The 24,691-nt window shown below is 69.9% G+C and carries 16 protein-coding genes and 1 pseudogene; 8 read left to right on the forward strand and 9 right to left on the reverse strand.

Annotation, left to right across the window (positions count from 1 at the left end):
* Together ACFYL6_RS26350 and ACFYL6_RS26355 are read right to left on the reverse strand one after the other, a co-directional pair.
* Positions 1 to 2,844, reverse strand: coding sequence for an ATP-binding protein (locus ACFYL6_RS26350; protein ID WP_387175363.1), 2,844 nt, complete (start codon positions 2,842 to 2,844; stop codon positions 1 to 3).
* A 30-nt stretch (positions 2,845 to 2,874) separates the two neighbouring features.
* Positions 2,875 to 3,138, reverse strand: a pseudogene (locus ACFYL6_RS26355) (winged helix-turn-helix domain-containing protein); the annotation flags it as partial.
* Between the two features lie 709 nt (positions 3,139 to 3,847).
* Between ACFYL6_RS26355 and ACFYL6_RS26360 the strand changes: the two are divergent.
* The 5 genes from ACFYL6_RS26360 (at position 3,848) to ACFYL6_RS26380 (ending at position 9,639) form a co-directional block, all read left to right on the forward strand.
* On the forward strand, positions 3,848 to 6,379 hold the full coding sequence (locus ACFYL6_RS26360; RefSeq protein ID WP_387175188.1) for a putative bifunctional diguanylate cyclase/phosphodiesterase: 2,532 nt from the start codon (positions 3,848 to 3,850) through the stop codon (positions 6,377 to 6,379).
* A gap of 50 nt (positions 6,380 to 6,429) precedes the next feature.
* A complete protein-coding gene (locus ACFYL6_RS26365) occupies positions 6,430 to 7,779 on the forward strand; it encodes a glycosyltransferase 87 family protein (protein WP_387175190.1) in 1,350 nt (449 codons plus the stop codon).
* 41 nt (positions 7,780 to 7,820) lie between these two features.
* On the forward strand, positions 7,821 to 8,453 hold the full coding sequence (locus ACFYL6_RS26370) for a phosphoribosyltransferase (protein WP_387175192.1): 633 nt from the start codon (positions 7,821 to 7,823) through the stop codon (positions 8,451 to 8,453).
* A gap of 22 nt (positions 8,454 to 8,475) precedes the next feature.
* Positions 8,476 to 8,856, forward strand: coding sequence for a zf-TFIIB domain-containing protein (locus ACFYL6_RS26375; protein WP_387175194.1), 381 nt, complete (start codon positions 8,476 to 8,478; stop codon positions 8,854 to 8,856).
* A 105-nt stretch (positions 8,857 to 8,961) separates the two neighbouring features.
* Entirely contained in the window at positions 8,962 to 9,639 is a 678-nt protein-coding gene (locus ACFYL6_RS26380) for a maleylpyruvate isomerase N-terminal domain-containing protein (RefSeq protein ID WP_387175196.1), read from the forward strand.
* Between the two features lie 23 nt (positions 9,640 to 9,662).
* On the opposite strand, the gene dnaB is transcribed toward ACFYL6_RS26380, so the two are convergent.
* A complete protein-coding gene (dnaB, locus tag ACFYL6_RS26385) occupies positions 9,663 to 12,485 on the reverse strand; it encodes a replicative DNA helicase (protein ID WP_387175198.1) in 2,823 nt (940 codons plus the stop codon).
* Positions 12,486 to 12,880: 395 nt separating this feature from the next.
* On the opposite strand from dnaB, the gene ACFYL6_RS26390 reads away from it, so the two are divergent.
* On the forward strand, positions 12,881 to 14,443 hold the full coding sequence (locus tag ACFYL6_RS26390) for a hypothetical protein (protein WP_387175200.1): 1,563 nt from the start codon (positions 12,881 to 12,883) through the stop codon (positions 14,441 to 14,443).
* A gap of 218 nt (positions 14,444 to 14,661) precedes the next feature.
* On the opposite strand, the gene rplI is transcribed toward ACFYL6_RS26390, so the two are convergent.
* From rplI to rpsF, 4 genes are all read right to left on the reverse strand, one after another.
* Positions 14,662 to 15,108, reverse strand: coding sequence for a 50S ribosomal protein L9 (gene rplI, locus ACFYL6_RS26395; protein ID WP_238657908.1), 447 nt, complete (start codon positions 15,106 to 15,108; stop codon positions 14,662 to 14,664).
* A 14-nt stretch (positions 15,109 to 15,122) separates the two neighbouring features.
* Positions 15,123 to 15,404 (reverse strand): 30S ribosomal protein S18, encoded by a 282-nt coding sequence (gene rpsR / locus ACFYL6_RS26400; protein WP_051723758.1) that lies wholly within the window; start codon positions 15,402 to 15,404, stop codon positions 15,123 to 15,125.
* Entirely contained in the window at positions 15,404 to 15,940 is a 537-nt protein-coding gene (locus ACFYL6_RS26405) for a single-stranded DNA-binding protein (protein WP_181518404.1), read from the reverse strand. Before ACFYL6_RS26405 ends, rpsR begins: the two co-directional genes overlap by 1 nt.
* Positions 15,941 to 16,020: 80 nt before the next feature.
* Positions 16,021 to 16,311 (reverse strand): 30S ribosomal protein S6, encoded by a 291-nt coding sequence (gene rpsF, locus ACFYL6_RS26410; RefSeq protein WP_036391391.1) that lies wholly within the window; start codon positions 16,309 to 16,311, stop codon positions 16,021 to 16,023.
* A 628-nt stretch (positions 16,312 to 16,939) separates the two neighbouring features.
* Here rpsF and ACFYL6_RS26415 point away from each other — a divergent pair.
* The gene (locus ACFYL6_RS26415; RefSeq protein WP_387175203.1) at positions 16,940 to 17,731 is read left to right on the forward strand and encodes a deoxyribonuclease IV; all 792 of its coding nucleotides are present in this window, start codon (positions 16,940 to 16,942) and stop codon (positions 17,729 to 17,731) included.
* Positions 17,728 to 20,031: a hypothetical protein gene (locus ACFYL6_RS26420; RefSeq protein ID WP_387175205.1), complete on the forward strand. Its 2,304-nt coding sequence runs from the start codon at positions 17,728 to 17,730 to the stop codon at positions 20,029 to 20,031. Before ACFYL6_RS26415 ends, ACFYL6_RS26420 begins: the two co-directional genes overlap by 4 nt.
* A gap of 35 nt (positions 20,032 to 20,066) precedes the next feature.
* Here the strand turns inward: ACFYL6_RS26420 and ACFYL6_RS26425 are convergent, their stop codons facing one another.
* Positions 20,067 to 21,569, reverse strand: a complete 1,503-nt coding sequence (locus tag ACFYL6_RS26425) for a glycosyltransferase family 87 protein (protein ID WP_387175207.1) — start codon at positions 21,567 to 21,569, stop codon at positions 20,067 to 20,069.
* A gap of 126 nt (positions 21,570 to 21,695) precedes the next feature.
* A complete protein-coding gene (locus tag ACFYL6_RS26430; protein ID WP_387175210.1) occupies positions 21,696 to 24,578 on the reverse strand; it encodes a transglycosylase domain-containing protein in 2,883 nt (960 codons plus the stop codon).
* Positions 24,579 to 24,691: the final 113 nt, after the last annotated feature.

Below are 24,691 nucleotides of genomic sequence, written 5' to 3' on the forward strand. Positions count from 1 at the left end.
TTACCGGGCCTGCCGATAAGAAATCGATAAGCGACCTTCGGGCTGGCCAGCGCGCTGCGACCAGGGTCGCTCACTCAACTCGGCGAGGCGGCGTTCGGCCTCGAAGCGCTCCGGCACGCCCATCCGTCGGAAGATCGCCAACGCCCGTTCCCAGTGCCGCCGGGCCTCGGCCGGATCGGCGCGGGCGAAGTGTTCGGCGAGCCTGGCCAGCGCACGACCCTGCTCGTGCGGGTGCGCGATCCGAGTAGCCAACCGCAACGCCTCCTGGTGCACCTCGAACGCCTCGTCACCCCGCCCCTGCGCCAGCAGGGTGCGCCCGAGCTCGTTCAGGGCAGCCGCCTCGACGTGTCGCTCCCCCGAACCGATCGACAGCTTCCGGGCCAGCTCGTGCTCCCGCTGGGCCTCCACCAGACGACCCAGACCGCGATAGGCGATCCCGAGGTCGTTGCGCACCTCGGCCTCGGCGTACCGGTGGCCGGTGCGATCCCGTAGGGCCAACGACGCCAGGAGAATTCGGATCGCCTGCGGAAGGTCGCCCATTCTCAGACGTACGGCGCCGATGTGGCTGAGCGCGTTGAGCGTGTGGAACTCGTCGGAGTTCGTCCGGGCCCACGCCAGGTGCAGGCGGTGCATCCGCAATGCCTCGTCGTAGCGACCCAGAGCGCTCAGCGCCAGCCCCAGATTCGGCAGCAGGATGGAGCCGCCGACATTTCCGTACACCTTGTCGCGCAAACACTCGAAACCGAGCTCCACCGACTCGGACAGGTGACCACTCCACCAGTAGACGGCGGCGAGGTTTGCGCGATACCGGGCCGGGTTCAGCACGTCCCGCGAGTTGCGGGAGAGGTCGACCGAGCGTGTCAGGTGGTCGAGCGCCCCCTGCTTGTTCCCGGTACGGACGTAGGCGGATGCCAGGTAGTTGTTCATCAGCGCAAGCGCATCGATGTCCCCGGTAGCCTCCGCCGCCTCCAGCCCATGACTGTGGGTCAGGATGATGTCTTCGAAGTAACCGCGGATGTAGCAAAAACGCCAGAGAGCGCGGGCCAACTGCCAGCAGTGCCGGTAGAACGCCGCCTCGCGTGCCGCCGACACCATCGTCACCAGGTCCGTCCGCTCGGCCTCCAGCCAGTCAACGGTCGGCTCCCCGATGGCCTCGACGAGTTCGAGCTGTCCGGACGGAGTGTGCGTCATCTGGGATCTGATGACGCCCGGCTCCAGCAGATCGGCGACTTTCAGGACGACCTCCAGCGTGAAGTCGAACAGTCGAGCCAGTCCGAGTCGACGGTCGTCCGACGAGTCGGTACCCGAGCACAGGTCGATGGAGTACTGCCGCATGAGGTCGTGCAGTCGGTATCGCGTCGAGTCCAGGTCCTCCACCAGGTTCCGGTCGACGAGGTCGTCGAGCGCCGCGCGAGCTTCCGCGACCGTCAGCCCGGTCAGCGCGGCGACCGCCGGCGCGCCGAAGCGACTGCCGGGGTAAAGGCCCAGGAATCGGAAGACACGCTTGGTCGAACTTGGAAGCGGTTCGTAGGAAGCGGCGAAGGCCCCGGTGACGGTGCTCTCTTCCTGGGCGAGGTGGTGCAGCACCGGAGCGTCGTCGGCCATCTGCCGGGCAAGGTCCGCCAACCGCCAGCCGCGCCGATGCGCCAGTCTGGCGCCGGCCAGCCGGATCGCCAGAGGGAGGTACCCGCAGCGACGCACCACCTCGGCGGCCGCCTCCGGTTCGGCCTCGACCCTGTCCCGGCCGACGCTCAGGCGGAGCAGATCCACGCTCTCCTGCGGGCTCATCACCGGCAGCGTCCGCGACGGTCCGGCATCCGGATGGGAGAGCCGTCGCCGCGAGGTCACCACCACAACGGTGGTCGGCTCCGCCGGCAGCAGGGGCATGATCTGCTCGCTGCTCGCGGCGTTGTCGAGAATCACCACTGCCCTGCGGCGGGCCAACTCCTGTCGCCACAACTCCACTCTGTCGTCGAACTCCACCGGAACCCGGTCGGCCGGCACCCCAAGCTGTCGAAGCAGGGCGAACAAGGCGCCCGCCGGCTCGATCCGATTCTTGCGACCGTGCCCGCACAGGTCGATGAACAACGCGGCGTCCGGGTATCGATCAAACAACCGGCGGGCCAGGTGTACGGCGAGGGTCGTCTTGCCGCTGCCCGCCATGCCATCGATGATGTGCACGGCCGGCACCCGCTTCTCGACTCGCCGGGTCTCTGCGAGCAGCCGCAACACGACGTCCTCCCTGCCGACGAAGTCGGTGACCGCTCGGGGAAGGTGATCCACCGGGCTGATCCGAACCGGCTGCTCCGATGCCGCGCCGACCGCCACGCCCGCCCCGGAGCGCGCCCGGCCAGTTCCCCCAACCCGTACGGCGGCACGCCCCGAACCTGGGCGCGACATCGCCGTGACGATGGAGCGGCGCAACTCTTCAAGGTTGCCCCCGGGGCCCACTCCCAACTCCGTGGTCAGCGTTGTGCGGATCTCGTCGTACGCCGCCAGTGCCTCCGCGTTGTCCCCGCGCTCGTGCAGAGCCCGCATGAGAAGGACGTAGGCCGGCTCGCGGAGAGGATGGCGGGCCACCACTTCACGCAGCAGCGGAACTGCCAGGTCGTCCCGGCCCGATCTCAGTTGGACGTCGGCGAGAAGCTCCACGGTCAACAGCCGCTCCTCCTCGGCAGCGACAGTTCGGGAGGTAAGGACAGGCCCGAGCGGGACGCCGGCGAGCATCGCACCCTGCCACCGAGCCAGGGCGTGCCCCAGTAGCTCGCGGGCACGGTCCAGGTGGCCACCGGTCACCGCTTCCCGACCCGCGTTCCGTTCCAGCTCGAAGCGAAAGACATCCACCCGTTCCGGATCCACGAGGAGTCGGTAGCCGTTGCGTTGGCGTTCGATGGCACCGCGGCCGGCCGGTAGAGCCTCGAAAGCCCGGCGCAGATTGGCGGCATAGGTCCGCACATTCGCTACGGCCGATCGCGGTGGGCGATCGGCCCATAACTCATCGACGAGGTCTTCCACCGTCACCAGTCGACCGGGCTGAACGGCGAGCATTGCGAAGATTGCCTGTTGCTTGGGTGTACCAAGGCGCAGCGTGCGGGTAGACAGTTGCACCGAAAGGCCGCCCAGAACCTGAATCTCCACCCGCCCCCGCCAGCCGTATCAGGTATTCAGCCGATCACGCAACGGAGTGTACGACCCCGTGGGGTGGCGTACCGCTTACAGGGCGATACGAACGACGGCTAGGTGTGCAGGAGTGACGGAAGGAGCTGCGCGAATGCCGGTCCAGGACCGCACGGTGCCGGCAGCAAGTTGCACCACCGCCTGCCGAAACGCGATTGTCCACCCGTCGTCGCCAAGGACCCGGGGGAAGGCTGGCACCATTACCTGCCTCACTGGGCACCCCTCGGCCGCGCCAACTCTGCCCATGCCGCCCTTACGCCTGACCAAACTCCGGATGAGACAACTCCTGAGGAGCCCTCAGACTCAAGGAATAAGGCGTCCCATAACCTCGTCAGATACCGTCCGCAGTTGCAAGGTGCTACTTGAATCCAGCACCGCCAAGCTCGACCGCACTCCGTTCAGTAACGATGGACAGAACGTGATAAACGGGCGTCAACTTGGCTAATGTTGCGCATACCGACATTTATTTCTTCTAGCCTGCCCTTCCGCCTCTTAAGCTGCCTTTCGGAGGAAGACCTCCCCATCACGGGACAGGTACTCCAATTGGCGCAGCGGGAGAAGGGGGCAACGCGATGCGTGGCACCGACTGGAACTGACAAGTTCGACACAGGACTTCTGAGGGCCCGGGCAGTAGGCTGCGAGAACGCGCAGGCAGTCCTTCGGGAGCGGCATGACCCTTCCTCAGCGACGAGAGATTGAGACCGATCGGCGGCTGTTGCTGCTCGTCGGTCTCGTCGTCGTTGTTGCCGCGGTCATCGTCGCCACGTCACTTCCCGCCGCATTGGGTTCGGCGAAGCTGGAGACGGTGAGCGACGCCGCAGTCCTGGTGATGCTCACGCTCATGATCGCATTGGGCACGCTGGTCAAGGCTCGCGTACGGATCCGGTCGACGACTCAGTCGATCAGCTGGAACGAGACAGCGATCATCGTCGGTGCGGCCATCGCTCCGACCTCGGTGGTCGTGCTCTGCACCGCAGTCGGGATCGCCCTCGCCTCGCTTCGCCTCACACCGATAAAGCTGGCCTTCGGTGTCGGCAAGAACGTCATCGTGGCTTGGGGCGCTGGCACGGCACTCGCGATGACGACCTGGACTTGGCCGCCCACGGGGACGGCTCCCCTGATGCTGCTGGGGCCGTTGGCGCTCGCCTACCTGGTCGCGGCGCTGTTGGACGATCTGCTCGCCATCCCAGTCATCGCGCTCGCCTCCCAGACCAGGATCGCGAAGCACTTCCGCAGCAATCTCGACCTTCGGCTCGCTGGCTTCGCCGTACGGTTCGCCGTTGCGGCCTGCACGCTGCTGATCATGGGGATGGACCCCCGGCTACTGCTCGCCGTCCCACCCCTGGTCCTGAGCCTGCACCTGGCCTACTCCGCACGCATCCGCGGCCGCACCGAGCAGCAGGCGTGGCAGCGGCTGGCCCGCACCACCGACGCGCTCAACGTCGTCGACCTGGACAACGTCCTCACCACCGCCGTCACCCAGGCCGCCGAGTTGTTCTCCGCCGACGAGGTCGAGATCGAGCTGCGCGACGGCGGCCGGACGGTGCGCGGTGGCACCGGCGGCATCACCTTCGACGGCCCGACCGGCACGCCCACCGACGTGGACGGCACGATCGTCCCCGCGCCGCTGGAAGGCCATGACCGGACCGTCGACGTCGGCATGCTTCGCCTGCGCTTCCGCGGCCCGGTGCAGCTCTCCGAGCGGGAGCAGTACACGCTGCGCACATTCGCCTCGGCGCTCTGCACGGCCGTCCGCAACGCCCAGGCGTATGCCGAACTGGCCAGGGTCGCCGACGAGCACGCGTACGCGGCCTCGCACGACGCGCTGACCGGCCTGGCCAACCGTCGGCACCTCCTCGACGAGGGCACCGAGCAGTTGAGCACCCGGCACGCCGACGGGGTGACCGCGCTGGTGCTCATCGACCTCAACCACTTCAAGGAGGTCAACGACACGCTCGGGCATGCCGCCGGCGACCAGGTGCTGGTGCAGGTGGCCGACCGGTTGCGCGGTGCGGCCCAGGCGACCGACCTGGTGGCTCGCCTCGGGGGCGACGAGTTCGCCGTACTCCTGCGGGGTCTGCCGGCCCCGGCGGTGGCCGCACACCGGGCCGAGACGCTGCTCGCCGCCCTGCACGAGCCGTTCGAGTTGGACGGCATGCGGATCAGCGTCGAGGCCAGCGGCGGGATCTCCGGCGCTCCGTCCAACGGTGGCATGGCCGAGCTGCTGCGCCGCGCCGACGTGGCCATGTACCAGGCGAAACGGGCCGGGCAACGGATCTCCACGTATGCCCCGACCCGGGACACCGCCGACCTCGGTCGCCTCACCCTCGGCGGTGACCTGCCGCGCGCGGTCGCCGACCACGAGTTCGTCGTCAACTTCCAACCGATCGTCGACCTGGGTACCGGTCAGGTGACCAGCGCGGAGGCGCTGGCCCGCTGGCACCACCCCACCCACGGCATGATCGACCCGCTGCGGTTCCTGGAGGCGGTGGAACGTTCGGGTCTGCTACCGGCCTTCGCCGAAGCGATCCTCGACCAGGCGCTGATCGCGGCCGTGACGTGGCGCGACGCCGGCTTCGACGTACCGGTCGCGGTCAACGTGTCCCCGCGCAGCCTGCTCGACGCGCGGTTCCCCGGCTCGGTGCTGGCCCGCCTCCGCGCCCACGACCTACCTCCGGACCGACTGGTCCTGGAGTTGACCGAGACGTTGACCCTCAGCCAACTCGACGTGGTCGACCGGGTGCTCAGCCGACTGCGCGACGAGGGAGTCCGGTTGGCGTTGGACGACTTCGGCACCGGCTACTCATCCCTCTCCCTGCTCTCCCGGATCCCGGTGCACGAGCTGAAGATCGACCGAAGCTTCGTGACGACGATGGAGAGTTCGGCGGAGGCCGCCGCCGTCATCCGTTCCACCCTCGACCTGGGTCGCAGCCTCGACCTGGACGTGGTGGCCGAGGGGGTGGAGAGCGAGCCGCAGCGGCGGGCCCTCTGGGAGTTGGGCTGCGTCGCCGGCCAGGGGCACCTGTTCGCCCGGCCGATGCCGTCCGGCACCCTGCTCGCGGCGATGCAACGCGGCTCGGGCGGCCGACCGGGCACCCTGGCCGCGCCGCTGCACGACGCCGGGGCGGTGATCCGGTTGAGCCAGAACCGCCGCCAGGCCGGCCGCTTCCGGCCCGACCGCCTCCCACACCTGCCCGCCTGAGCAGGCATCGCCCCGGCACGCGGGCAGCCAGGTCTGCCAGACTGTCGCGCGTGATCGTCGACGACCCGACCGCCCGCCGCCGTCGGTGGCACTGGCGGACGCTCGACAACGCGGCTGGCGGACTCGCCCTCGACCTGGGCCTCTACGCCGTCTCGGCCACCTTCGCCGCGATCACCGCGGTCACGTCGACCCTGCTGCCGCACCGCGCGTGGGGCGCGGTCGCCGCCGTCGGCTACCTGCTCGCGACGCTGACGGTGATCGCCCAACTCCTGCTGCGTCGACGCTCTCCGACCTCCCGGCTGACCGGTCTGCCGGCCCGCTGGACGGTCACCGGTCTCGCCTGGGCGGCCACCACCCTGCTGCCCCTGGCCTGGCAGAGCATCGACCGGGCCGGCGGGCGCACCGACCGGGCCCAGGAGGAGGTGCTGGTCGTGGAGCAGGCAGGTGCCCGCCTCCTGGAACACGGCACGCCCTACCTCGGACCCGACGCCATCGCCGCCCTGCCACCCGGCGAGCAACTGATGGGCTACACCCCGTACCAGCCCGGCATGGCGATGTTCGGCCTGCCCAGAGCACTTCTCGACACCTGGTGGACCGACTCCCGGGTCTGGTTCGCGGTGGGCACCGCGCTGGCGCTCGCCCTGGCCGTGGCCGCCCTCCGCCGAACACCGACCATCGCCGGCCAGGCCACCTCCGCCGCCACCCAGCGGCGGGACGCAGCCCTGCTGCGCGGCGTGCAGGCCGCCACCGTACTGCCGATCTGCGCCCTCACCCTCGCCACCGGCGGCGACGACCTACCCGTACTCGCGCTCTGCCTGCTGGCCCTCGCGTTCGCCGCCGCCGACCGACCCGGCCGGGCCGGCCTCGCGGTCGGGCTCGCTGGCGCGCTCAAGCTGTTCGCCTGGCCGGTCGCCCTGGTCCTGATCGTCTGGGGTCTGACCCGGCGCGCCGGCACCCGAGTCGCCGCCGGCGCGATCGGCCTGCCGATCGCCGCACTACTGCCGGCGCTGCTGGTGGACCGCGACGCCCTCACCGAGAACGTGCTGCGCTTCCCCCTCGGCCACGGCCTGGTCACCAGTCCCGCGCAGTCCCCGTTCCCCGGCTACCTGATCGCCAGCGCGCTACCCGCCGGCCGACTGATCGCCGCCGCGCTGCTCATCGCCGCCGGCGTCGCCATCGCCGTCCGACTCGCCCGCCGCCCGCCCCGCACCGCCGTCGCCACCGCGCTCATCTGCGGGTACGGACTGCTCGCCGCCATCGCCCTGATGCCGACGACCCGCTTCGGCTACCTGCTGTACCCGCTGGCCCTGCTGACCTGGGCACCCGCGCTGCACCGCCCAGTCGACACGCCGAACACCGCGGTTGCCGACGAGCGGTCCGGTCGGACCACTTCGGCGTAACTTTCGAGCGGAACCGCTCGTCAGGGCGTAGACCTGAAGACATGACCACGTACCGCGACCGGGCCGACGCGGGCCGGGTGCTCTCCGAACGGCTCACCGCACTCATCGGCGAACCGGACGTCGTCGTCCTCGGCCTCGTCCGTGGCGGCGTCCCCGTCGCCCGGGTCGTCGCCGAACGGCTCGGCGCGCCACTTGACGTGCTGGTCGTCCGCAAGCTCGGCATGCCGTGGGCCCGGGAGGTCGCCTTCGGCGCACTCGGGCCGGGCGGTGTCCAGGTGCTCAACGACGCGGTGGCCAGCCGACTCAGCAGCGACGACATCGCCGAGGTCCGCCATCGGGAGCAGGCCGAACTGGAACGCCGGGAACGGCTCTACCGGGGCGATCGCCCCCAGGTGGACCTCACCGGACGCACCGCCGTGATCGTCGACGACGGCCTCGCCACCGGCGCAACCGCCCGCGTCGCCGTCGAGGTTGTCCGCCAACTCGGGGCGCACCGCGTCGTGGTCGCGGTCCCGGTCGGCGCGCAGGAGGCGTACGAACTGCTCGCCGCCGAAGCCGACCAGGTCATCTGCGCCCAACGCCCGGCGGACTTCGGCGCGGTGAGCGTCTACTACGACGACTTCCACGAGGTGTCCGACGAAGAAGTCACCGAGGCGCTCACAGCAACTGCATAGGTCCACCGGGTACCGTCGGGCGATGAGTAGCCTCACCTGTCCCAAGTGTCACGGAGAAATGCGCCAGTACGAGCGCAGCGGCGTCGTCATCGACCAGTGCGGGGAGTGCCGAGGCATCTTCCTGGACCGCGGCGAGCTGGAGAAGCTGTTCGAGGCGGAGGCCAACTGGAGCCGCCAACAGACCGGCGGCGCGCCAGGGCAACCCGCGCAGCAGCCGGCCGGCTACCCGCCCCCGCCGCCCCCGCCGCACCAGCCCGGTTACGGCGCCGTCCCGCCGCCGCCCCCGCCCGCCCACGGCTACCCGCCGCAGCCGGCCTACGGCCACCAGCAGCAGCACCAGGGCTACCACGGCCACTACCGGCAGAAGAAGCGCAAGGGCTTCCTCGACGATATGTTCGGCTGAGCCCAGGCCGACCTTCCGCCCGGGTCGATCCACGCGTCGGCCCGGGCACACCACCCGGGCCATTGATCGTTGGCGCGCGCGAGGCTTCATGCGAGGCTGAGTCGCATGACCGCGATCCGACCGGACGAGGCGCTGGCCCAGGCGTACGACGGGATCACCGCGGTGGTCGCTGACCTGGACGACGCCGGCCTGCAACGAGCGACTCGCTGCCAGGGCTGGCTCATCGCCGACCTGCTCCTGCACGTGCTCGGCGACGCCCAGCGGGCACTCGTCACCCTGGCCAGCCCCGCCGACGGCCCCGCCGACGTCGACGACGTGAGCTACTGGCGTGACTTTCCCGGCGGCGACGACCAAGCCGCCCGGCACGCCTGGTGGGTACGCCGCTCGGCTGCCGCCTTCGACCGTCCGACCGGCATCGTCGACCTCTGGCGGGACACCTCCCCGGCGGCGGTCCGCGCCGCCGCGTCAGCCGACCCCGAGGGGTACGTGACGACGCAGGGACACGTGCTGCGCGTACCGGACTTCCTCGCCACCCTGACCACCGAGGCCGCCGTCCACCACCTGGACCTGACGCTGGAACTGCCCGACGCGCCGCCACCCGGCCCACTGGCGGTACGCGTCGCGGTGGCGACCATGGACGGCCTGCTCAGCGACGACACCGTTCGGCCCACCGCGTGGGACGACCACGACTTCCTGCTGAAGGCCACCGGGCGCGTCCCGCTGACCGACCGGGACCGGCTGGAGCTAGGTGAGTCAGCGGGCTGGTTCCCACTGCTCGGCTGACCGACGACGGGGTGCCGCGCCGGTCAGCCGATGGCCATGTCGACGAAGCGGGAGAGGTGTAGCTGGGCCGCGACGGTCACCGTGTCGGTGGGCCCATTTCGATGCTTAGCAACAATAAAATCCGCCTCCCCGGCCCGGGGCGACTCCTTGTCGTAGTAGTCGTCGCGGTGCAGCAGGATGACAACGTCGGCATCTTGCTCAATTGATCCACTTTCGCGCAAGTCGGAAAGCTGGGGTCGCTTGTCGGTGCGCTGCTCGGGGCCACGGTTCAGCTGACTGACCGCGATCACCGGGCACTCGACCTCCTTGGCCAACAGCTTCAGGCCACGGGACAGGTCCGCGACCTCCTGCTGGCGACTCTCGGTGCGCTTCGGGGAGGTCATCAGCTGGAGATAGTCGACCACGATCATCTTGAGGTCGTGCCGCTGCTTGAGCCGCCGAGCCTTGGCCCGGATCTCCATCAGGTTCATGCTCGGCGTGTCATCGACGAAGAGCGGCGCCTCGCTGATCTCACCCATGCACCGGGCGAGCTTGGTCCAGTCATCGTCGGAGAGTTGACCGCTGCGCAGTACGTGCAGCGGCACCCGCGCCTCGGCGGAGAGCAGTCGCATCACGATCTCGACCTTGCTCATTTCCAGCGAGAAGATGGCGGCCGCCTGATTGGCACGAATAGCAGCATTTCGGGCGAAGTCCATGCTGGCCGTGCTGTTGTGGGTAGGGATCATCGCCCGGCTGGCCAGGTACAGGTGTTCGTCGTTGTCGACGGTCACACACCGCACCGGAACGCTGGGAACGGGCCGGACGTCGACGATGAACCGCGAGGTCGTTCGGATGTCGGAGGTGGTCCGGCGGCGTTCGGCGTGCGCATCCTGCTTGCGCTTGAGCCGGAAGATGACGTCCGGGGTGGAGAAGTTCAAGGTGTACGCGATCGACGACTCGCGGGTGTGGCCGCGCACCGGCTTCGCATTGACCGTGCAGCGGTAGCCGAGGCTGACGATGAGTTCGCGTACGTCATCAGCCAGCCGCTTCGAGGTCGACGTGTACTGCAGGTTGCCGGCGGGGGCGACGGTCCCATCGGTGTCCATCAGCCCAGCGAGCAACGCCCTGCGCTGATCCTCCGAGGCGCGCAGATAGACGCCCGGGATGTGCTTGTTCCCCGCCACCCCGATCTGACGCAACAGCCCGAGGAAGGAACCGTTCCGGTGACGGCAGTCGGCACACTTCCTGGTCGCTGGATTCTCACGCAACGCCCTGGTGGAAATGCCACAGTCCACGCAGACACCGTTGCCCGGAGCAGCGGACGTGGGCTGCAGCAGAATGGTGTAGACCATCGGCCCGCTGGGCCGCACGACGAAGCCGTCCGCCTCGACGTGCGTGACCATCTCCGGATCTGCCGTGGTGAAGCGGCTGGCGTCGCTGTGCCCGTCACCGAGCCACGTCCCCAGGGTGTAGGGCGGGACCAGCAGCTCACGGTCCGGGAGTTGGATGGGAGCGCAATTCCGTACGGCATGGTTGAGCCGCCGCTGGGCGGTGTCAGTACGCAGCGTGGCTGCGATCTCGGCAGTGGTGACGACGCCGTCGTGGTCGGCCCGACTGCCGGCATTGACCTCCCGCTCGGCTCGCTGAAGAAGGGCGCTCAGAAGCGGACCAGCCGGATAGCCGGGCGCGGTCCAGTTCTGCGGCTTGCCGTTGCGGACGATGGGACGGCTGATCCGACCGACCGACCCGACCTCACGGGCGACGGTGTGCAGGACGTGTCGGAACTCCGGCCCAACCTGCTCAATCGTGTCGAAGAGCGTGATCGGCTGGTTCCGCAGGGAGGTCAGCCGCTCATGTGCCGCACGTACGTTGGCGAGGGACGACTCGGGCCAGTGCCGCCTTTGCCGCGCCGGGGCCTGCCGCCGACTCGCGCGGCTGGTGGTCTTCCACAGGTGCTCCGCGTCGGCCACGATGACCGTGCCGTCGGAGAACTCCACCTCGTAGCAGGGACGGTCGTGCATGACGTCGAAGGCGTGTGTGACCGTGGTGGGTCTGCCGTCCGCCGCCAGAAGCTGATCGCCCGCCTTGACCTCGCCCATCGTGGTCCAGCCGCCCGGGGTCGGCAGTGGGGTGTCGAGCGCGAGCGCCTTTCCCAAACCCGGTCGGCCCGCCACGATGATCAATTGTCCGGCGTGCAGGCCGTTGAGCAGGCGGTCCAGGTCGCTGAAGCCGGTCGGGACGCCGGTCATCATGCCGCCGGTCGCGCCCACCGCCTCGATCTCGTCCAGCGTCGGCTGCAACATGTCGGCCAGGACCGCGAAGTCCTCGCTGACGCGCCGTTCGGTGACGTCGTACACGGCCTGCTGGGCGAGGTCGACGACGTCGTCCACGTCGCGGCTGCCGCCGCTGGCGGTGCCGTAGCCCAGCTGCACGATCTTGGTGCCGGCCTCGACCAGCCGGCGCAGCACCGCCCGCTCGCTGACGATCCGGGCGTAGTAGGCGGCGTTCGCGGCGGTGGGCACACTGGCGATGAGGGTGTGCAGGTACGGCGCGCCGCCGATGCGCACCAGATCCCCGGAGTCGGCGAGCGCCGCCGCGACCGTGATCGAGTCGGCCGGCTCACCCCGGCCGTAGATGTCGAGGATGATGTCGAAGATGGTGGCGTGCACCGGCCGGTAGAAGTCGTTGGTCTTGAGGATCTCGACGACGTCGGCGATGGCGTCCTTGGAGAGCAGCATGCCGCCGAGGACGCACTGCTCGGCGGCGACGTCCTGGGGCGGGGTCTTGTCGAACTGGCCATCCCGCTGCGCAGGTGGCTGGCCTCCGCCGGAGCGTGGCTCTGCCCGCATGTCGTCGGTGACCGACACGGGTCCCCCCTCCACTGCGCCGGATCCAACCCCAGCTCTACCGCTGGGGTACGACACTTCCGTCCGACCGGGCCGGTCGATCGGGGGCCATCGCCGGCGGTCGAGGGCCAACCATACGGACCCCGAGGTCAGAGACTCAACAACGCCGGTGGACGAGCCTCGGGACAACCTGTGGATCCCGGTGGACAGCATGTGCGCAGCGTGTGCACAGCCTGTGGACAACCATTGGGGAATTCTCGGCCAGAAGTCGTTGACCTGCGAGAACATGCTCCCCAGCCTGTGGAGGAGAATATTTCGGTCGGGCCTGTGACACGATCGTCCCGTACTATCTCCAGCGAACGGCTACACCTGGACAGCGGATTCCGCTTTCGGTTCAGAAGGGTCACACTCCGGCCGTGAATTACCGGGACTGGGGACGCGGCGATGGCAGCCCGCGCGAGCGCCAGCCAACCGCCTCGTGGGGTGAGCGCGCGGCGTCTGTTCCGGTTGACCCGTACGACGAGGACGGGCGCTACCGCACCTCCAGCCGACGGCGTGCGTTGGACCGCGGCCAGGACGAGCCTGTCGACGCCTACCTACCCCGGTGGGCGTTGGAGTCAGGGGTTCGGCACGCGGACGGCGGCGGTCGCCACGCGGCACCGGACGAGGATGAGGACGAGCCCGAGCGGCCGACGTCCGGCGCGGGCCGGCGGTCCGCCGAGTCGTCGAGTGGTCGGCGGCGGGGCGGCGAGACGCGTCGGCGGGAGCAGGCGGCGATCGGTCCGGCCCCAGATTCGGACCACACCCGAGAGTGGACGCTCGACCGGCCGCAGGATCAGGGGTATGCCGGCCGCCGACGGGCCGACGCCGGGGAGGACGAGCCGGTCTCTGGCGCTGTCTCGGACCGGCGTCCCCGCCGTGCGCCGGTTGGCCGTCCGCAGGTGATCTGGTCGGGCGGGGACTTGGAGTCCGCCCCGAGCGAGCAGGTGCCGGACCAGGAGCCGAGCCGTCCGAGCCGGCGTAGTCGACGTGCGGCGGAGGAGTCCTGGTCCCGTCCGGCGGCCGACCCGTGGGCCCGCGGATCGGACCGGGTGGCGGAACCCGAACCCTCGTACCCGCCCGCGGTGGACCCGTGGGACGCCTCGGGCGTGCACGCGTGGCCGCCGGCGGCCGGCGCGGACAGCGGGGACCTGAGCGGGCAGTGGTCGGCGGTGGAGAGCGTCGGTGGCTGGGAGCGGTCGGACCGCACCGGCCAGTGGGAGCGGTCCGCGATCGAGGACGAGCAGTGGGACCGTACGCTGGCGCCGCGCTCCGATCGCTCGGTGGCGGCCGAGGGGTGGCCGAGCCGGGAGGACGGGTTCTGGTCCGGCACTCGGTTGGCCGATGACGACCCGCGCTGGATGGATCCGACGACGTCGGCCCCGCGGTCTCCGGTGGTGGGATACACGGCCCCACGGCCGCGCAGCGCGCCTGCGCCGCGTGGCGGTGCGCCGCGCGCCGGTGCGGGGGCACCCTCCCGGCGTCGGGCGGACCGGCCGGCGGTGGGAACGGCGTCGGTACGTCGGCGGGTCGAGTCGGCGGCCACGGGTGCCTGGGCCCGGCGTCTGGAGGACGACCTGCTGGATCCGGACCCGGGTGGGTCCGTCCGGCCTCTGCTGTACACGGCGGCCTGTTACCTGGTGCCGGCGATGCTGATCTTCGTTTGGCTGTTGACGTTGGACAGCCAGGCACCTGCTGGTTGTGTGACCGATATCAGCGGGGGCGGGTGTGAGTCCGCCCGGTCCCGCGCGTTGGAGTCACTCCTCGCCGGTTCGCCGCGCTTCGGGTTGGCGCTGGTGAGCAGTCTGGTGGTGGCGGCGCTGCTACGCCGGGTGGGTACGACGTGGCGCTCGGCGACCATCGCGGTTGCCGCCGCGGTGGTGGGCGGCGGTCTCTCCACGGTGCTGATCAGCGCGGTGACCGGCCAGCCCATCGGGTGACCTGTCTGCGGGTCGGGCCGGACCGGACCGGACCGGACCGGGCGGGCATCGGGCCGGGGCCTCCGCTGGGCCCGGAGGTAGGTCGGGGCCCCGCTGGGTGGCAGGTCGGGCGCGCCGGGCGGGCCCACCTTGGCCCGGGCAGTGCCGGGTTGGATGACGTACGCACGAGGGCCCGCACCGATCGCTCGGTGCGGGCCCTCGTGGTGGTGTTGCGGACGTCAGCCCTGAACGACGTTCAGGTTGAACGACGCGGTCACCTCGGGGTGCAGCTTGATCTTCACCGGGTAGGCGCCGATCGACTTGATGTGACCGGGCACCTCCAGCCGACGCCGGTCGAGGACCGGGCCACTGGCCGCCTTGACGGCGTCGACGATCTCGGCCGGGGTGACCGAGCCGAAGAGCCGTCCGCCGTCGCCGGCGCGGACCTTCAGGTTGACCTTGAGACCCTCGAGCTGAGCCTTGACCTCGTTGGCGTGGTCGAGGTCGCGGATCTCGCGGGCCCCACGGGCCCGCTTGATGACCGTGACCTGCTTTTCCGCGCCCTTGGTCCAGACGATCGCGAAGCCCTGCGGCAGCAGGTAGTTACGGCCGAAGCCGTCCTTGACCTCAACGATGTCGCCCGGGGCACCGAGCCCGGACACTTCCTGAGTCAGGATGATCTTCATATCGGTGCCTCCTCTCAGCGGGTGGTGGCCGTGTACGGCAGGAGCGCCATCTCACGGGCGTTCTTGACCGCACGGGCGATCTGCCGCTGCTGCTGCGAGGTAACGCCGGTCACCCGACGAGCGCGGATCTTGCCGCGATCGGAGATGAACTTGCGCAGCAGCGCGGTGTCCTTGTAATCGATGTAGGCGATCCCGTCCTTGTCGAGCGGGTTCACCTTCTTCTTGGGCTTGCGCAGTGCCGCAGCCTTGGCCGTTGCACGTGCTCCTGGTTTGCGATCGCGAGCGCTAGGCGCCATTAGAACGGTGGCTCCTCGTCAAAATTGGCGCCCGAACCGGCACGCGCGGGAGAAGGAGCAGCCGAAGCCCAGGGGTCGTCGAAGTTGCCTCCGCCGCCACCCTGGTTGCCACCGCCACCGCCGCCACCGAAGCCGCCGCCACCACCGCCGGAGCGGGACATCTTCTGCACCTTCGCCGTGGCGTAGCGCAGCGACGGGCCGATCTCGTCGACCTCAAGCTCGATGACAGTGCGCTTCTCACCCTCGCGGGTCTCGTACGACCGCTGACGCAGCCGGCCCGACACGATCACCCGAGCGCCACGCTGCAGCGACTCGGCGACGTGCTCGGCGGCCTGCCGCCACACGGTGCATGCGAGGAACAGCGGCTCGCCGTCCTTCCATTCGTTCGACGCCTTGTCCATGAAACGGGGCGTCGAAGCGACTCGGAACTTGGCGACCGCAGCCCCGGAGGGGGTGAACCGCAACTCGGGGTCATCGGTCAGATTGCCGATGACCGTGATGGTGGTGTCTCCTGCCATGACCATCTCCTCGCGCACTCAGCGTCTCGTCGTACAGGCTCGCAGAGCCGTACGACAGAGTCGCGGAGGCTGATCCGGACGAACCGGGGTTGGATGCTCTAGCGCATTTCCGGTCGGATGACCTTGGTGCGCAGCACGGACTCGTTGAGCCGGAGCTGACGGTCCAGCTCGGCCACCGCAGCAGGCGTGGCCTGCAGGTCGATGACGGCGTAGATGCCTTCGGCCTTTTTGTTGATCTCGTACGCGAGGCGCCGGCGGCCCCACACGTCGGTCTTCTCAACCGAGCCACCCGCGGTCCGAATCACGTTCAGGTACGTGTCGAGCGACGGTGCGACGGTGCGCTCCTCGAGGCTGGAGTCGAGGATGACCATTAGTTCGTAGTGACGCAAGACGTGCTCACCTCCTGTGGGCTAAGCGGCCACGGTCCTTCCGTGGCAGGAGGTCTTGTGTCGCTGCCCGCACGCGCCGAGGGAACCCGGCCGGACGCGGACAACCTGACCAGGATACCCGGTCCCAACGATCATGCCCGGGGTGGTCGGGCCCGGACCCGGACATGCCGACGGGGGCCCACCGTCCGGCCGTCGATCGGCCGATGGTGGACCCCCGTCTACGAGGCCGCGGGGCGTCCGGTCCGCATTCCTTGGGTGGGACCTGGGGAGGAACGACCACACCGATGAGGTTGGACCGAAGACGCCCCGCGGAGCTTTATCGTGTTGTTATCTGACGATACAACAGCACTCGTACCTTGTCGGGGGGAAAAGCACAATTTTCCGAGATTCGCCTTCGCTCGGTAGCCGGTGTGCGATGGGGTCGCCCCCGCTGCGCCGGGCCGCGCGGCGGGGGTGACCTCGCTGTCGGCCGTCGACCGCCGGTCGCCGGATGCGACGCTCGCGCCGCTGGCGGCACCGGGTGCTGGTCGCCGGTTCAAAGCCATCAACGATCGTCGGTCCGCCCGGTGACGCGACACCGCCCCGGCCGTCGCCCCGCCGGTGGGGGTCGCGACGTAGGCTCGCTCGCATGCGTATCGGAGCCCACGTCGATTCGACCGACCCGCTGGCAGAGGCGGCCGCCCGGTCCGCCGACGCCGTGCAGTTCTTCCTCTCCGACCCACAGGGTTGGAAGGCGCCCAAGCCTCGCGAGGACGCCGAGCGGCTGCGCGCCGCCGAGGTCGATCTCTACGTGCACGCGCCGTACGTCATCAACGTGGCCACCCTCAACAACCGCATCCGGATCCCGAGCCGGAAGCTGCTGCTCGGGCACGCCAACGCGGCCGCCGCCATCGGCGCCAAGGGCCTGATCGTTCACGGCGGGCACGTCAACGCCAGCGACGACCTGGCCGTCGGCTTCGACAACTGGCGCAAGACCTTCGCGTACGCGGCGGACACCGGCGGGTTCGGCGTACCGGTCCTGATCGAGAACACCGCCGGCGGCGACAACGCCTGCGCCCGACGGCTGGACGCGCTCGCCCGACTCTGGGACGCCATCGGTGACTACGAGGTCGGCTTCTGCCTGGACACCTGCCACGCGTACGCGGGCGGCGAGGAGCTGCTCGGCCTGGTCGACCGGGTCAAGGCGATCACCGGGCGGATCGACCTGGTGCACGCCAACAACTCCAAGGGGGCGTTCAACTCCGGCCAGGACCGACACGACAATTTGGGCGGCGGGACGATCGACCCCGAGCTGGTGGTGGCGCTGATCCGGGCAGCGGGCGCGCCGGTGGTCGTCGAGACACCGGGCGGTGTTACCGGCCAGGCCGCCGACATCGACTTTCTGCGTGCGCAGCTCGGAGCGGAGAGCCCGGCGGCATGACGAGCGGACAGCCCGGGACCGGCAACGCCCGGCCCACTCCCACCGGCGCGGACGCCGAGAGTCGACCCGACACCACGACCGCAGCGGGCGCCCCGACCCAGTCGGCTCGCACCTCTGACCAGGCCCCCGCCGAGACCGCCGTGGACCATCCGTCATCAACTGACGGTGGACTGACCGGAGCCGGCCCGAACGGCGACGCCGAGGCTGACCTCGCGACGAGCGGTGCCGCCAAGAACGGCGCGTCCCGGCGCGGCGACAAGGGCACCGCAGTCAAGCAGGGCACCGCAGTCAAGCAGGACGCCGCAAAGGGCGGCACCGAAACCAGCGACAGCACCAAGGGCAGCGACCCATCCAAGGGCAGCAGCCCGGTAGATGGCGCGACCAAGGACGGCGACCCGGTGGGTGGCGCGACCAAGGACGGCGACCCGGTGGGTGGCGCGACCAAGGACGGCGACCCGGCCAAGGACGCGAAGGCGAGCGACGCTGACGGTCCGGACAAGGCCGACGGCGAGGCGAAGCCGGTCGGCCCGGAGCGTTGGGAGGCGTTCGCCTCCGCGCCCGAGCCGCGGCCCTCCATCTTCACTCGGGTGGGCCGGGCCGTCGGTCGGTTCCTGATCCACGAGTGGACCCTGGCCGCCCTCGGCGCGTTGGCACTGGCCGTGCTGATGACCTGGCCGACGCTGCGCTATCCGCGCTACACCCTCCCGCAGGACTACTGGGACCCGAGCCTGCAGGCCTGGCAGATGGCCTGGTCCGGGCACATCCTGCTGGCCGACCCGGCGCGCCTGTGGCAGTCCAACACGTTCTTCCCCGAGCTGTGGAGCTTCGCGTTCTCCGACACGCTGCTCGGGTACGCCCCGGCCGGGATGCTCGGCAGCGGTCCCGAGGACGCCATCCTGCGCTACAACATCATGTTCGTGTTGGCGCACGCGCTCGCCACGCTCGGGGCGTACGCGCTGGCCCGACAGCTCGGAGCAGGCCGGATCGGTGCGGCCGTCGCCGGGGTGAGCTACACCTACGCGCCGTGGCTGCTGGCCCAGGCCGGGCACCTGCACGTGCTCTCCAACGGGGGGATCCCGCTGGCCCTGGCGATGTTGGCACGCGGGCACGGGTGGTCCCTCCGACACGGCTACCGGCCGGAGCGCCGGCACGACGGTTGGGTCTACGCCGGTTGGCTGGTGGCCGCCTGGCAGCTCAGCCTCGGTTTCGGCATCGGGCTGCCATTCGCGTACTTCCTGGCCGGCGCGGTGCTGGTCGCTGCTGTCCTCTTCTTCGTGCGGCGGCTGCGCACCGGCCAGGCCGTTCCGTTCGGTCGCCGGTTGTTCGTCGCCGACGTGCTCGGCGGGGTGTTGTTCGCCGGTGTCGGTCTGCTGATGGCGTTCCCGTTCTTCAAGGTGACCGAACTACACCCGTACGCCGAGCGCACCATCGGCGACATCAGCCTCTTCTCGCCGCCGGCCACGGGCTTCGTGACGGCGCCCGGGGAGTCTCGAATCTGGGGTGGGTTGCACGAGGGAGCCCGGGCGGCACTGCCGTGGCACCCGGAGATGACCCTGCTGCCGGGCTTCGTGCTCTACGCGCTCGCCGCGGGCGGGTTGTTCTTCTCGGTCTGGCGGTTGCGGCACCGACTGCTGCTGCTCGCCGGGGTGCTGGTGACGATGGCCTTCGCGATGGGCACCCGTTTCTTCGACGGCACCTTCACCTACGTGCCGCTCTTCGAGCATCTGCCGGGCTGGAGCGGGTTGCGTACCCCCGGGCGGTTGATGCTGTGGACCACGTTGTTGCTGGGCCTGCTCGCGGCGGGCGCGGTCACCGCGCTCACCGACCGGGTCCGCGAGTTGACCGCGCAGCGGATCCCGTCGTGGCCGGGGCCGTGGTTGCGGATGGCCACCCTGCTGCCGTTGCTGCTGGTCACCGTCGAGGGCCTGAACACCACCCCGCATCCGGTGGTGCCGACCCCACCGGCCGCGATGCGTTCGGCGCAGGGGCCGATGCTGGTGCTGCCCAGCAATCAGAGCCTGGACCAGCACGTGATGCTCTGGTCGACCGACGGGTTCCCCGATGTGGTCAACGGCGGTAGCGGCTTCACGCCGCGCCAGCTCGACGACGTCCGTCGGGTGAGCCAGTCGTTCCCGGACCAGACGAGCGTCGACTACCTCCGCACGCTCGGCGTCCGCACGGTGGTGCTGCTGCGCGATCAGGTGGCTGGCACGCCGTGGGAGATCAGCATCGACGCGCCGGTCGAGTCGCTCGGCATCAGCCGGCAGGAGGTCGGGGAGGCCGTCGTCTACCGCCTCTGAGGCTTCAGGTCCGGGCCGCGTTCGGCCTAAAGGGGTCAGGTGGTGATGGGTTCCACGGAAGGCTCGCTTCTCGCGGGGCGACGCCAGCGGTCTATCCAGGGGGCGTCCGGGGCGCCGTCGAGCACGCCGCCATCCGGGTCGTCCGGGTAGGTGGCCCGCACCGCGTCCTGCTCGGGGTGCAGGATCTCCTTGACGACGAACACGCAGAGCACCACCACAGTGGCCAGTCGCAACGTCGAGGCCAGCACGAACACCCCCTCCGGAAAGACCGGCTTGCTGGTTGCCGCGCCGAGGAGTTCCCCGTAGAAGGCGACGAAGTAGCAGACCTCGGCGATCTGCCAGGCCAGGAACGCGCCCCACTTCGGTCGGGCCAGCACCACCAGCGGGAGCAGCCAGAGCACGAACTGCTGTGACCAGACCTTGCTGAAGATGAGGAACGCCGCCACTACCAGGAAGCCGAGCTGAGCCAGCCGCGGTCGGCGCGGTGCCCGCAGCGCCAGCACGGCAATGCCGAGGCAGGCCAGCCCGAACAGCGCGTACGAGAGGGTGTTGAGGGTCGGGATGTTCGCGTTGAGCCACTCGAACGGGCCGAGCTTGGCGGGGTCGTTGCCGACCTTGCCGTCCAGGTAGCGCCCGATGTACCAGAGCGTGCCCCAGTCGATCGGCCGGGTGGTGTTCAGCTCGAAGAATCGGTCCCAGTTCTCCGGGTACGCGCGGGCGGCCGGCAGGTTCACCAGCACCACGGCGGCGATCGCCGTACCGATGGCGATGAGCGCGGCACGAACCCGGTCGGCCCGCAGCGCCAGGATGAGGATCGGCCCGAGCAGGAACAGCGGCCAGAGTTTCGCCGCGCCGGCCAACCCGAGCAGCACGCCGGCCACCGCCGGTCGTTTTCGGGCCCAGGCCAGCAGACCGAAGGCGGCCAGCCCGATGGCGAGCAGATCCCAGTTGACGGTGGCGGTGAGCACCAGCGCCGGGGCGAGTGCGAACAGGGCCGCGTCCCATGGTCGTCGGCGGCGCAACGCCAGGATCACCGCCACCGTGGCCACCGCGAGCGCGCCCAGCACCAGCGCGTTGAGGTTGTAGAACCACTGGCCCTGGTTGATGCTCGGGTCGCCGTCACCGATGGCGTGCACCGGCAGACCGAGCGCCCCCATGAAGTAGCCGGTCAGCACCGGGTACTCGACCGGGTGGTCGCGGTAGGGAACCTTGCCCTCGTTGAGCCCTTCGGCGTAGTAGAGGGCAAGGACGTCGGTGTAGCAGAACCGGGTGTACTGGACGTTGTTCTGCCAGGCGCCGTCCTGGCAGGGCGATTTCTGCACCCAGTGCAGCGCGAGTGTGAGGCACGCCAGCGCCAGCACGATCCGCACGGCGGTCCAAAAGCGAGGCTCCCGACCGGCCGGCCGGTCCAGCGCGGTCGCGTGGTCGCCGAGCGGCCCGCCGATGACGCCGGAGATGCCGCGGACGAACCCGTCGGAGCGAGACGGGTGATCAGTGGTTCCGGCGTCGTCGATGCCGGGCGTCGACTGGGTGCTCATGAAGAGGCATCCTGCCGTACGACAGGGGTGCCCGTCCTGTCCCGGCGCGCAGTTCCGGGTACGAAAACGCCGCCGCCGGCCGGGACAGGTCGTCCGGCCGGCGGCGGCGTCGTGCGCTGGTGTGGGTCAGTCCCGGTTGGGTGGCAGGCTGGGCAACAGCCCGCCGCCGCCACCACCTGTTCCGCCGCCGCCCGGATTGCCACCGGGGTTACCGCCCGGATTGCCCCCAGGGTTGCCCCCCGGGTTGCCGCCGGGGTTGTTGCAGAACAGGTCGATCAGCGGGTTACAAGGGAGGCCCTGGCCCGGCTGACCACCCGGGTTGGTCGGCGGTGGCGGCGGCGGTGGCTCCTTGCCGTTGCCCTTCGTGACGTCGCCCTCGCCGGTGACGCTGGGCAGGGGGATCTCCTCCTGGCCCTTGAGGGCGGCGTCCATGTACTTCTCCCAGATCGGGCCGGGGAGCGTCGAACCACCGATGTCCTTGCCGCCGGTGAGCCGGATCTCCGGCTTCTTCGGGTCCCTACTGCCCACCCACACCGCGGTGGCGATCTGCGGGGTGTAGCCGACCGTCCAGGCGTGCGAGTTGTCGTCCTTGTCGTACTCCCAGGTGCCGGTCTTGGCGGCGGCCTGGCGGCCGTCCTCCAGGGAGATGTTGTTCGGCTTGGGAATTTGCTTCAGGACGCCGGTGACCTCATCGGTGACCTTCTTGGGGATCCGCTGCTCCGGCTTGATGCGCTCGCTGGGGCCGACGATCTTCCACTTGCCGGTTTCCTTCTCCTGCTGCTCCACCTTGATGATGAAGTGGGCCTTGATGTACTTGCCGTCGTTCGCGAAGGTTGCCAGGGCATTGGCGTGATCGAACACCGTGATCGGGTACTTGCCGAAAGCGGTGTAGTTGTCGAAGGGCTTCGGCCCCTTCTTCGACAGGTCGAAGGCCTGCGGCGGGTCGACGCCCCACATGGTGGTCACGCCGGCCTTCCTGGCCATGTCGACGACCTTGTCGGCGCCGATCGTGTCGGCGACCCAGTAGAAGGGAACGTTGTACGACTGGACCGTGGACTCTTCGAGCGTGCAGTACTTGCCGCACTTGAGGTTGGTGCGGCCGGCGTTGCCGATTGCGACGTCGGAGCCCTTGGGCTTGTACGGCGTGGGGTCCCAGTGCGACTTGACCGAGATACCGGCCTCGATCGCGGCGGCCAGGGTGTACACCTTCATCGACGAGCCCGGCTGGTGCCCGCCGGTCAGGTCGCCGTTCTTGTCGATGTTCTTGCCGGCGTAGTCGAAGTCGGCGCCGCTGTCACCGCCGTAGTAGGCGAGCACCCGACCCTTCGACGGGTCGATCGACACCACAGCCGCCATCAGGTTCTTCGGCTGGTCGTAGAGCTCCGAACCCTTCTTCGACTGCATCGCGGTGTTCTCCGCGGCGGCCTGCAGCTTCGGGTCGATGGTGGTGGTGATCCGGTAGCCGCCGTCCCGCAGCGCGTCGACGCAGCTCGTCTTGCCCTCCGCGCCGCTGTCGGAGCAGAGACCCATCTCGTCCATCTCTTGCCGGACGTAGTTGATGACGTTGCCGCGCGGGCTGTCGACACCGAAGCCGTTGCCACCCTTCTTCGGTGGCAGCACCTTGGGGTATTCGGTCGGTGCCGGTTCCCGACCGGGGGCGTCGAGCCAGCCCTCCTTCTTCATGCCGCCGATCACGTAGTCCCAGCGGGTCTTGGCGTCGGTCGGGTTGACCGCCGGGTCGTACCCCATGTGGGTGTCGGTCGCCTGCGGCTGCTTGATCAGCGCGGCCAGGACCGCTCCCTCCGCGACGGTGAGCTTGATGGCCGGCTTGCCGAAGTAGGTCTGCGCCGCCGCTTCGATGCCGTACGCGCCGCGACCGAAGTAGATGACGTTCAGGTAGTGCTGCATGATCGTCGGCTTGTCGTACTTGTCGTTCAGCTTGGAGGCGAGAATGGCCTCCTTCACCTTCCGGCCGTACGTGTCGTCCTTGAGGTTCTCGAACGCGTTGCGGGCGTACTGCTGGGTGATCGTCGAGGCACCCTGCTTGTCGCCGTTGGAGACGTTGTTCCAGGCGGCCCGGACGATGCCCTTGTAGTCGACGCCCGAGTGCCGGTAGAAGTTCCGGTCCTCCGCCGCGGCGACCGCATCCTGCACGTGCTGCGGGATCTGCTGGATGGTCACGAAGGTGCGGTTCTCGCTGCCCAGCTTTGCGAGCGGCGTCTTGCCGTCCTTGGCGTACACGGTGGTGGAGAGCGGCAGCGGCATCTCGTCCGGCATGACCACGTTGGTCGAGTAGTAGGTGAACCCGACCACGCCGATGCCGGCGAGCATGATGAAGACGGCCATCCCGGCGATCAGCAGGTTCATCCGCTTGCGCTTCTTCGCCCGCGCGGCACCCGAGTCACCCGGGCCACGACCGCCCCGACCGGGACCGCCCGGACCGCCCGGCCCGCCGGGCCCACTCGGACCGCCCGGCCCACCGGAGACAGGTGAGACGCTCGCTCGGGCGACCGCCGCACGACCACCGACCGATGCGGAGCCGACGCTGGCCCGACCCGCCGAGGCGGATCCGACCGAGGCCGCACCGACGGCGGCGGCACCGACCACGGCCCGACCTGCGGGTGCGCCCGGCGCCGGGGAGACGGGCACCGAGGCCCGACCGGCGCCGGCGCGGCCAGCGGCCACGCCCGGTGCCGGCGACACCGGCACCGAGGCCCGACCGGCCCGGCCGGTCGCTGCCGAACCCACCGAGGCGGACCCGGCGGCCGCGCCACCACGCGGCGGCACCGAAGCCGAACCGCCGACCGTGGCGCGACCACCGGCAGCCCGCGGCGTCACCGAGGCGCGGCCCGGGGTCGCCGCGCCGCCCTCCGAGGCCGACCAGCCGCTTCCGCCGGAGTCACCGCCGGATCGTCGGTACGCGTCGTCCGCGCCCGGTCCGGGGTCACCGTTCGGACCCGAGTACTGGGCCCGTCCGCGCGCAGAACTGGGATCGCCGTACGAGTTCATTCCTCACACCCTGCCGGTCGCGGTGGGGCGCGGCTGCGCCGCCACCGGGTTGCCGTGAGTTGCTTCACCCGGGACGCCGGCACGAGGGTGCCAGGCGACCGGGGGCATTGCCG

The organism is Micromonospora sp. NPDC007208 (genome assembly GCF_042869175.1).
Classification (GTDB): domain Bacteria; phylum Actinomycetota; class Actinomycetes; order Mycobacteriales; family Micromonosporaceae; genus Micromonospora; species Micromonospora foliorum.

Bases quoted from the DNA above. Each gene is read 5' to 3' on its own strand.
- ACFYL6_RS26420 (WP_387175205.1), top strand. From the start codon at position 17,728: ATGACGAGCGGACAGCCCGGGACCGGCAACGCCCGGCCCACTCCCACC.
- ACFYL6_RS26430 (WP_387175210.1), bottom strand. From the start codon at position 24,578: ATGAACTCGTACGGCGATCCCAGTTCTGCGCGCGGACGGGCCCAGTAC.
- ACFYL6_RS26380 (WP_387175196.1), top strand. From the start codon at position 8,962: ATGACCGCGATCCGACCGGACGAGGCGCTGGCCCAGGCGTACGACGGG.
- ACFYL6_RS26375 (WP_387175194.1), top strand. From the start codon at position 8,476: ATGAGTAGCCTCACCTGTCCCAAGTGTCACGGAGAAATGCGCCAGTAC.
- ACFYL6_RS26370 (WP_387175192.1), top strand. From the start codon at position 7,821: ATGACCACGTACCGCGACCGGGCCGACGCGGGCCGGGTGCTCTCCGAA.
- rplI (WP_238657908.1), bottom strand. From the start codon at position 15,108: ATGAAGATCATCCTGACTCAGGAAGTGTCCGGGCTCGGTGCCCCGGGC.
- rpsR (WP_051723758.1), bottom strand. From the start codon at position 15,404: ATGGCGCCTAGCGCTCGCGATCGCAAACCAGGAGCACGTGCAACGGCC.
- ACFYL6_RS26360 (WP_387175188.1), top strand. From the start codon at position 3,848: ATGACCCTTCCTCAGCGACGAGAGATTGAGACCGATCGGCGGCTGTTG.
- ACFYL6_RS26425 (WP_387175207.1), bottom strand. From the start codon at position 21,569: ATGAGCACCCAGTCGACGCCCGGCATCGACGACGCCGGAACCACTGAT.
- ACFYL6_RS26415 (WP_387175203.1), top strand. From the start codon at position 16,940: ATGCGTATCGGAGCCCACGTCGATTCGACCGACCCGCTGGCAGAGGCG.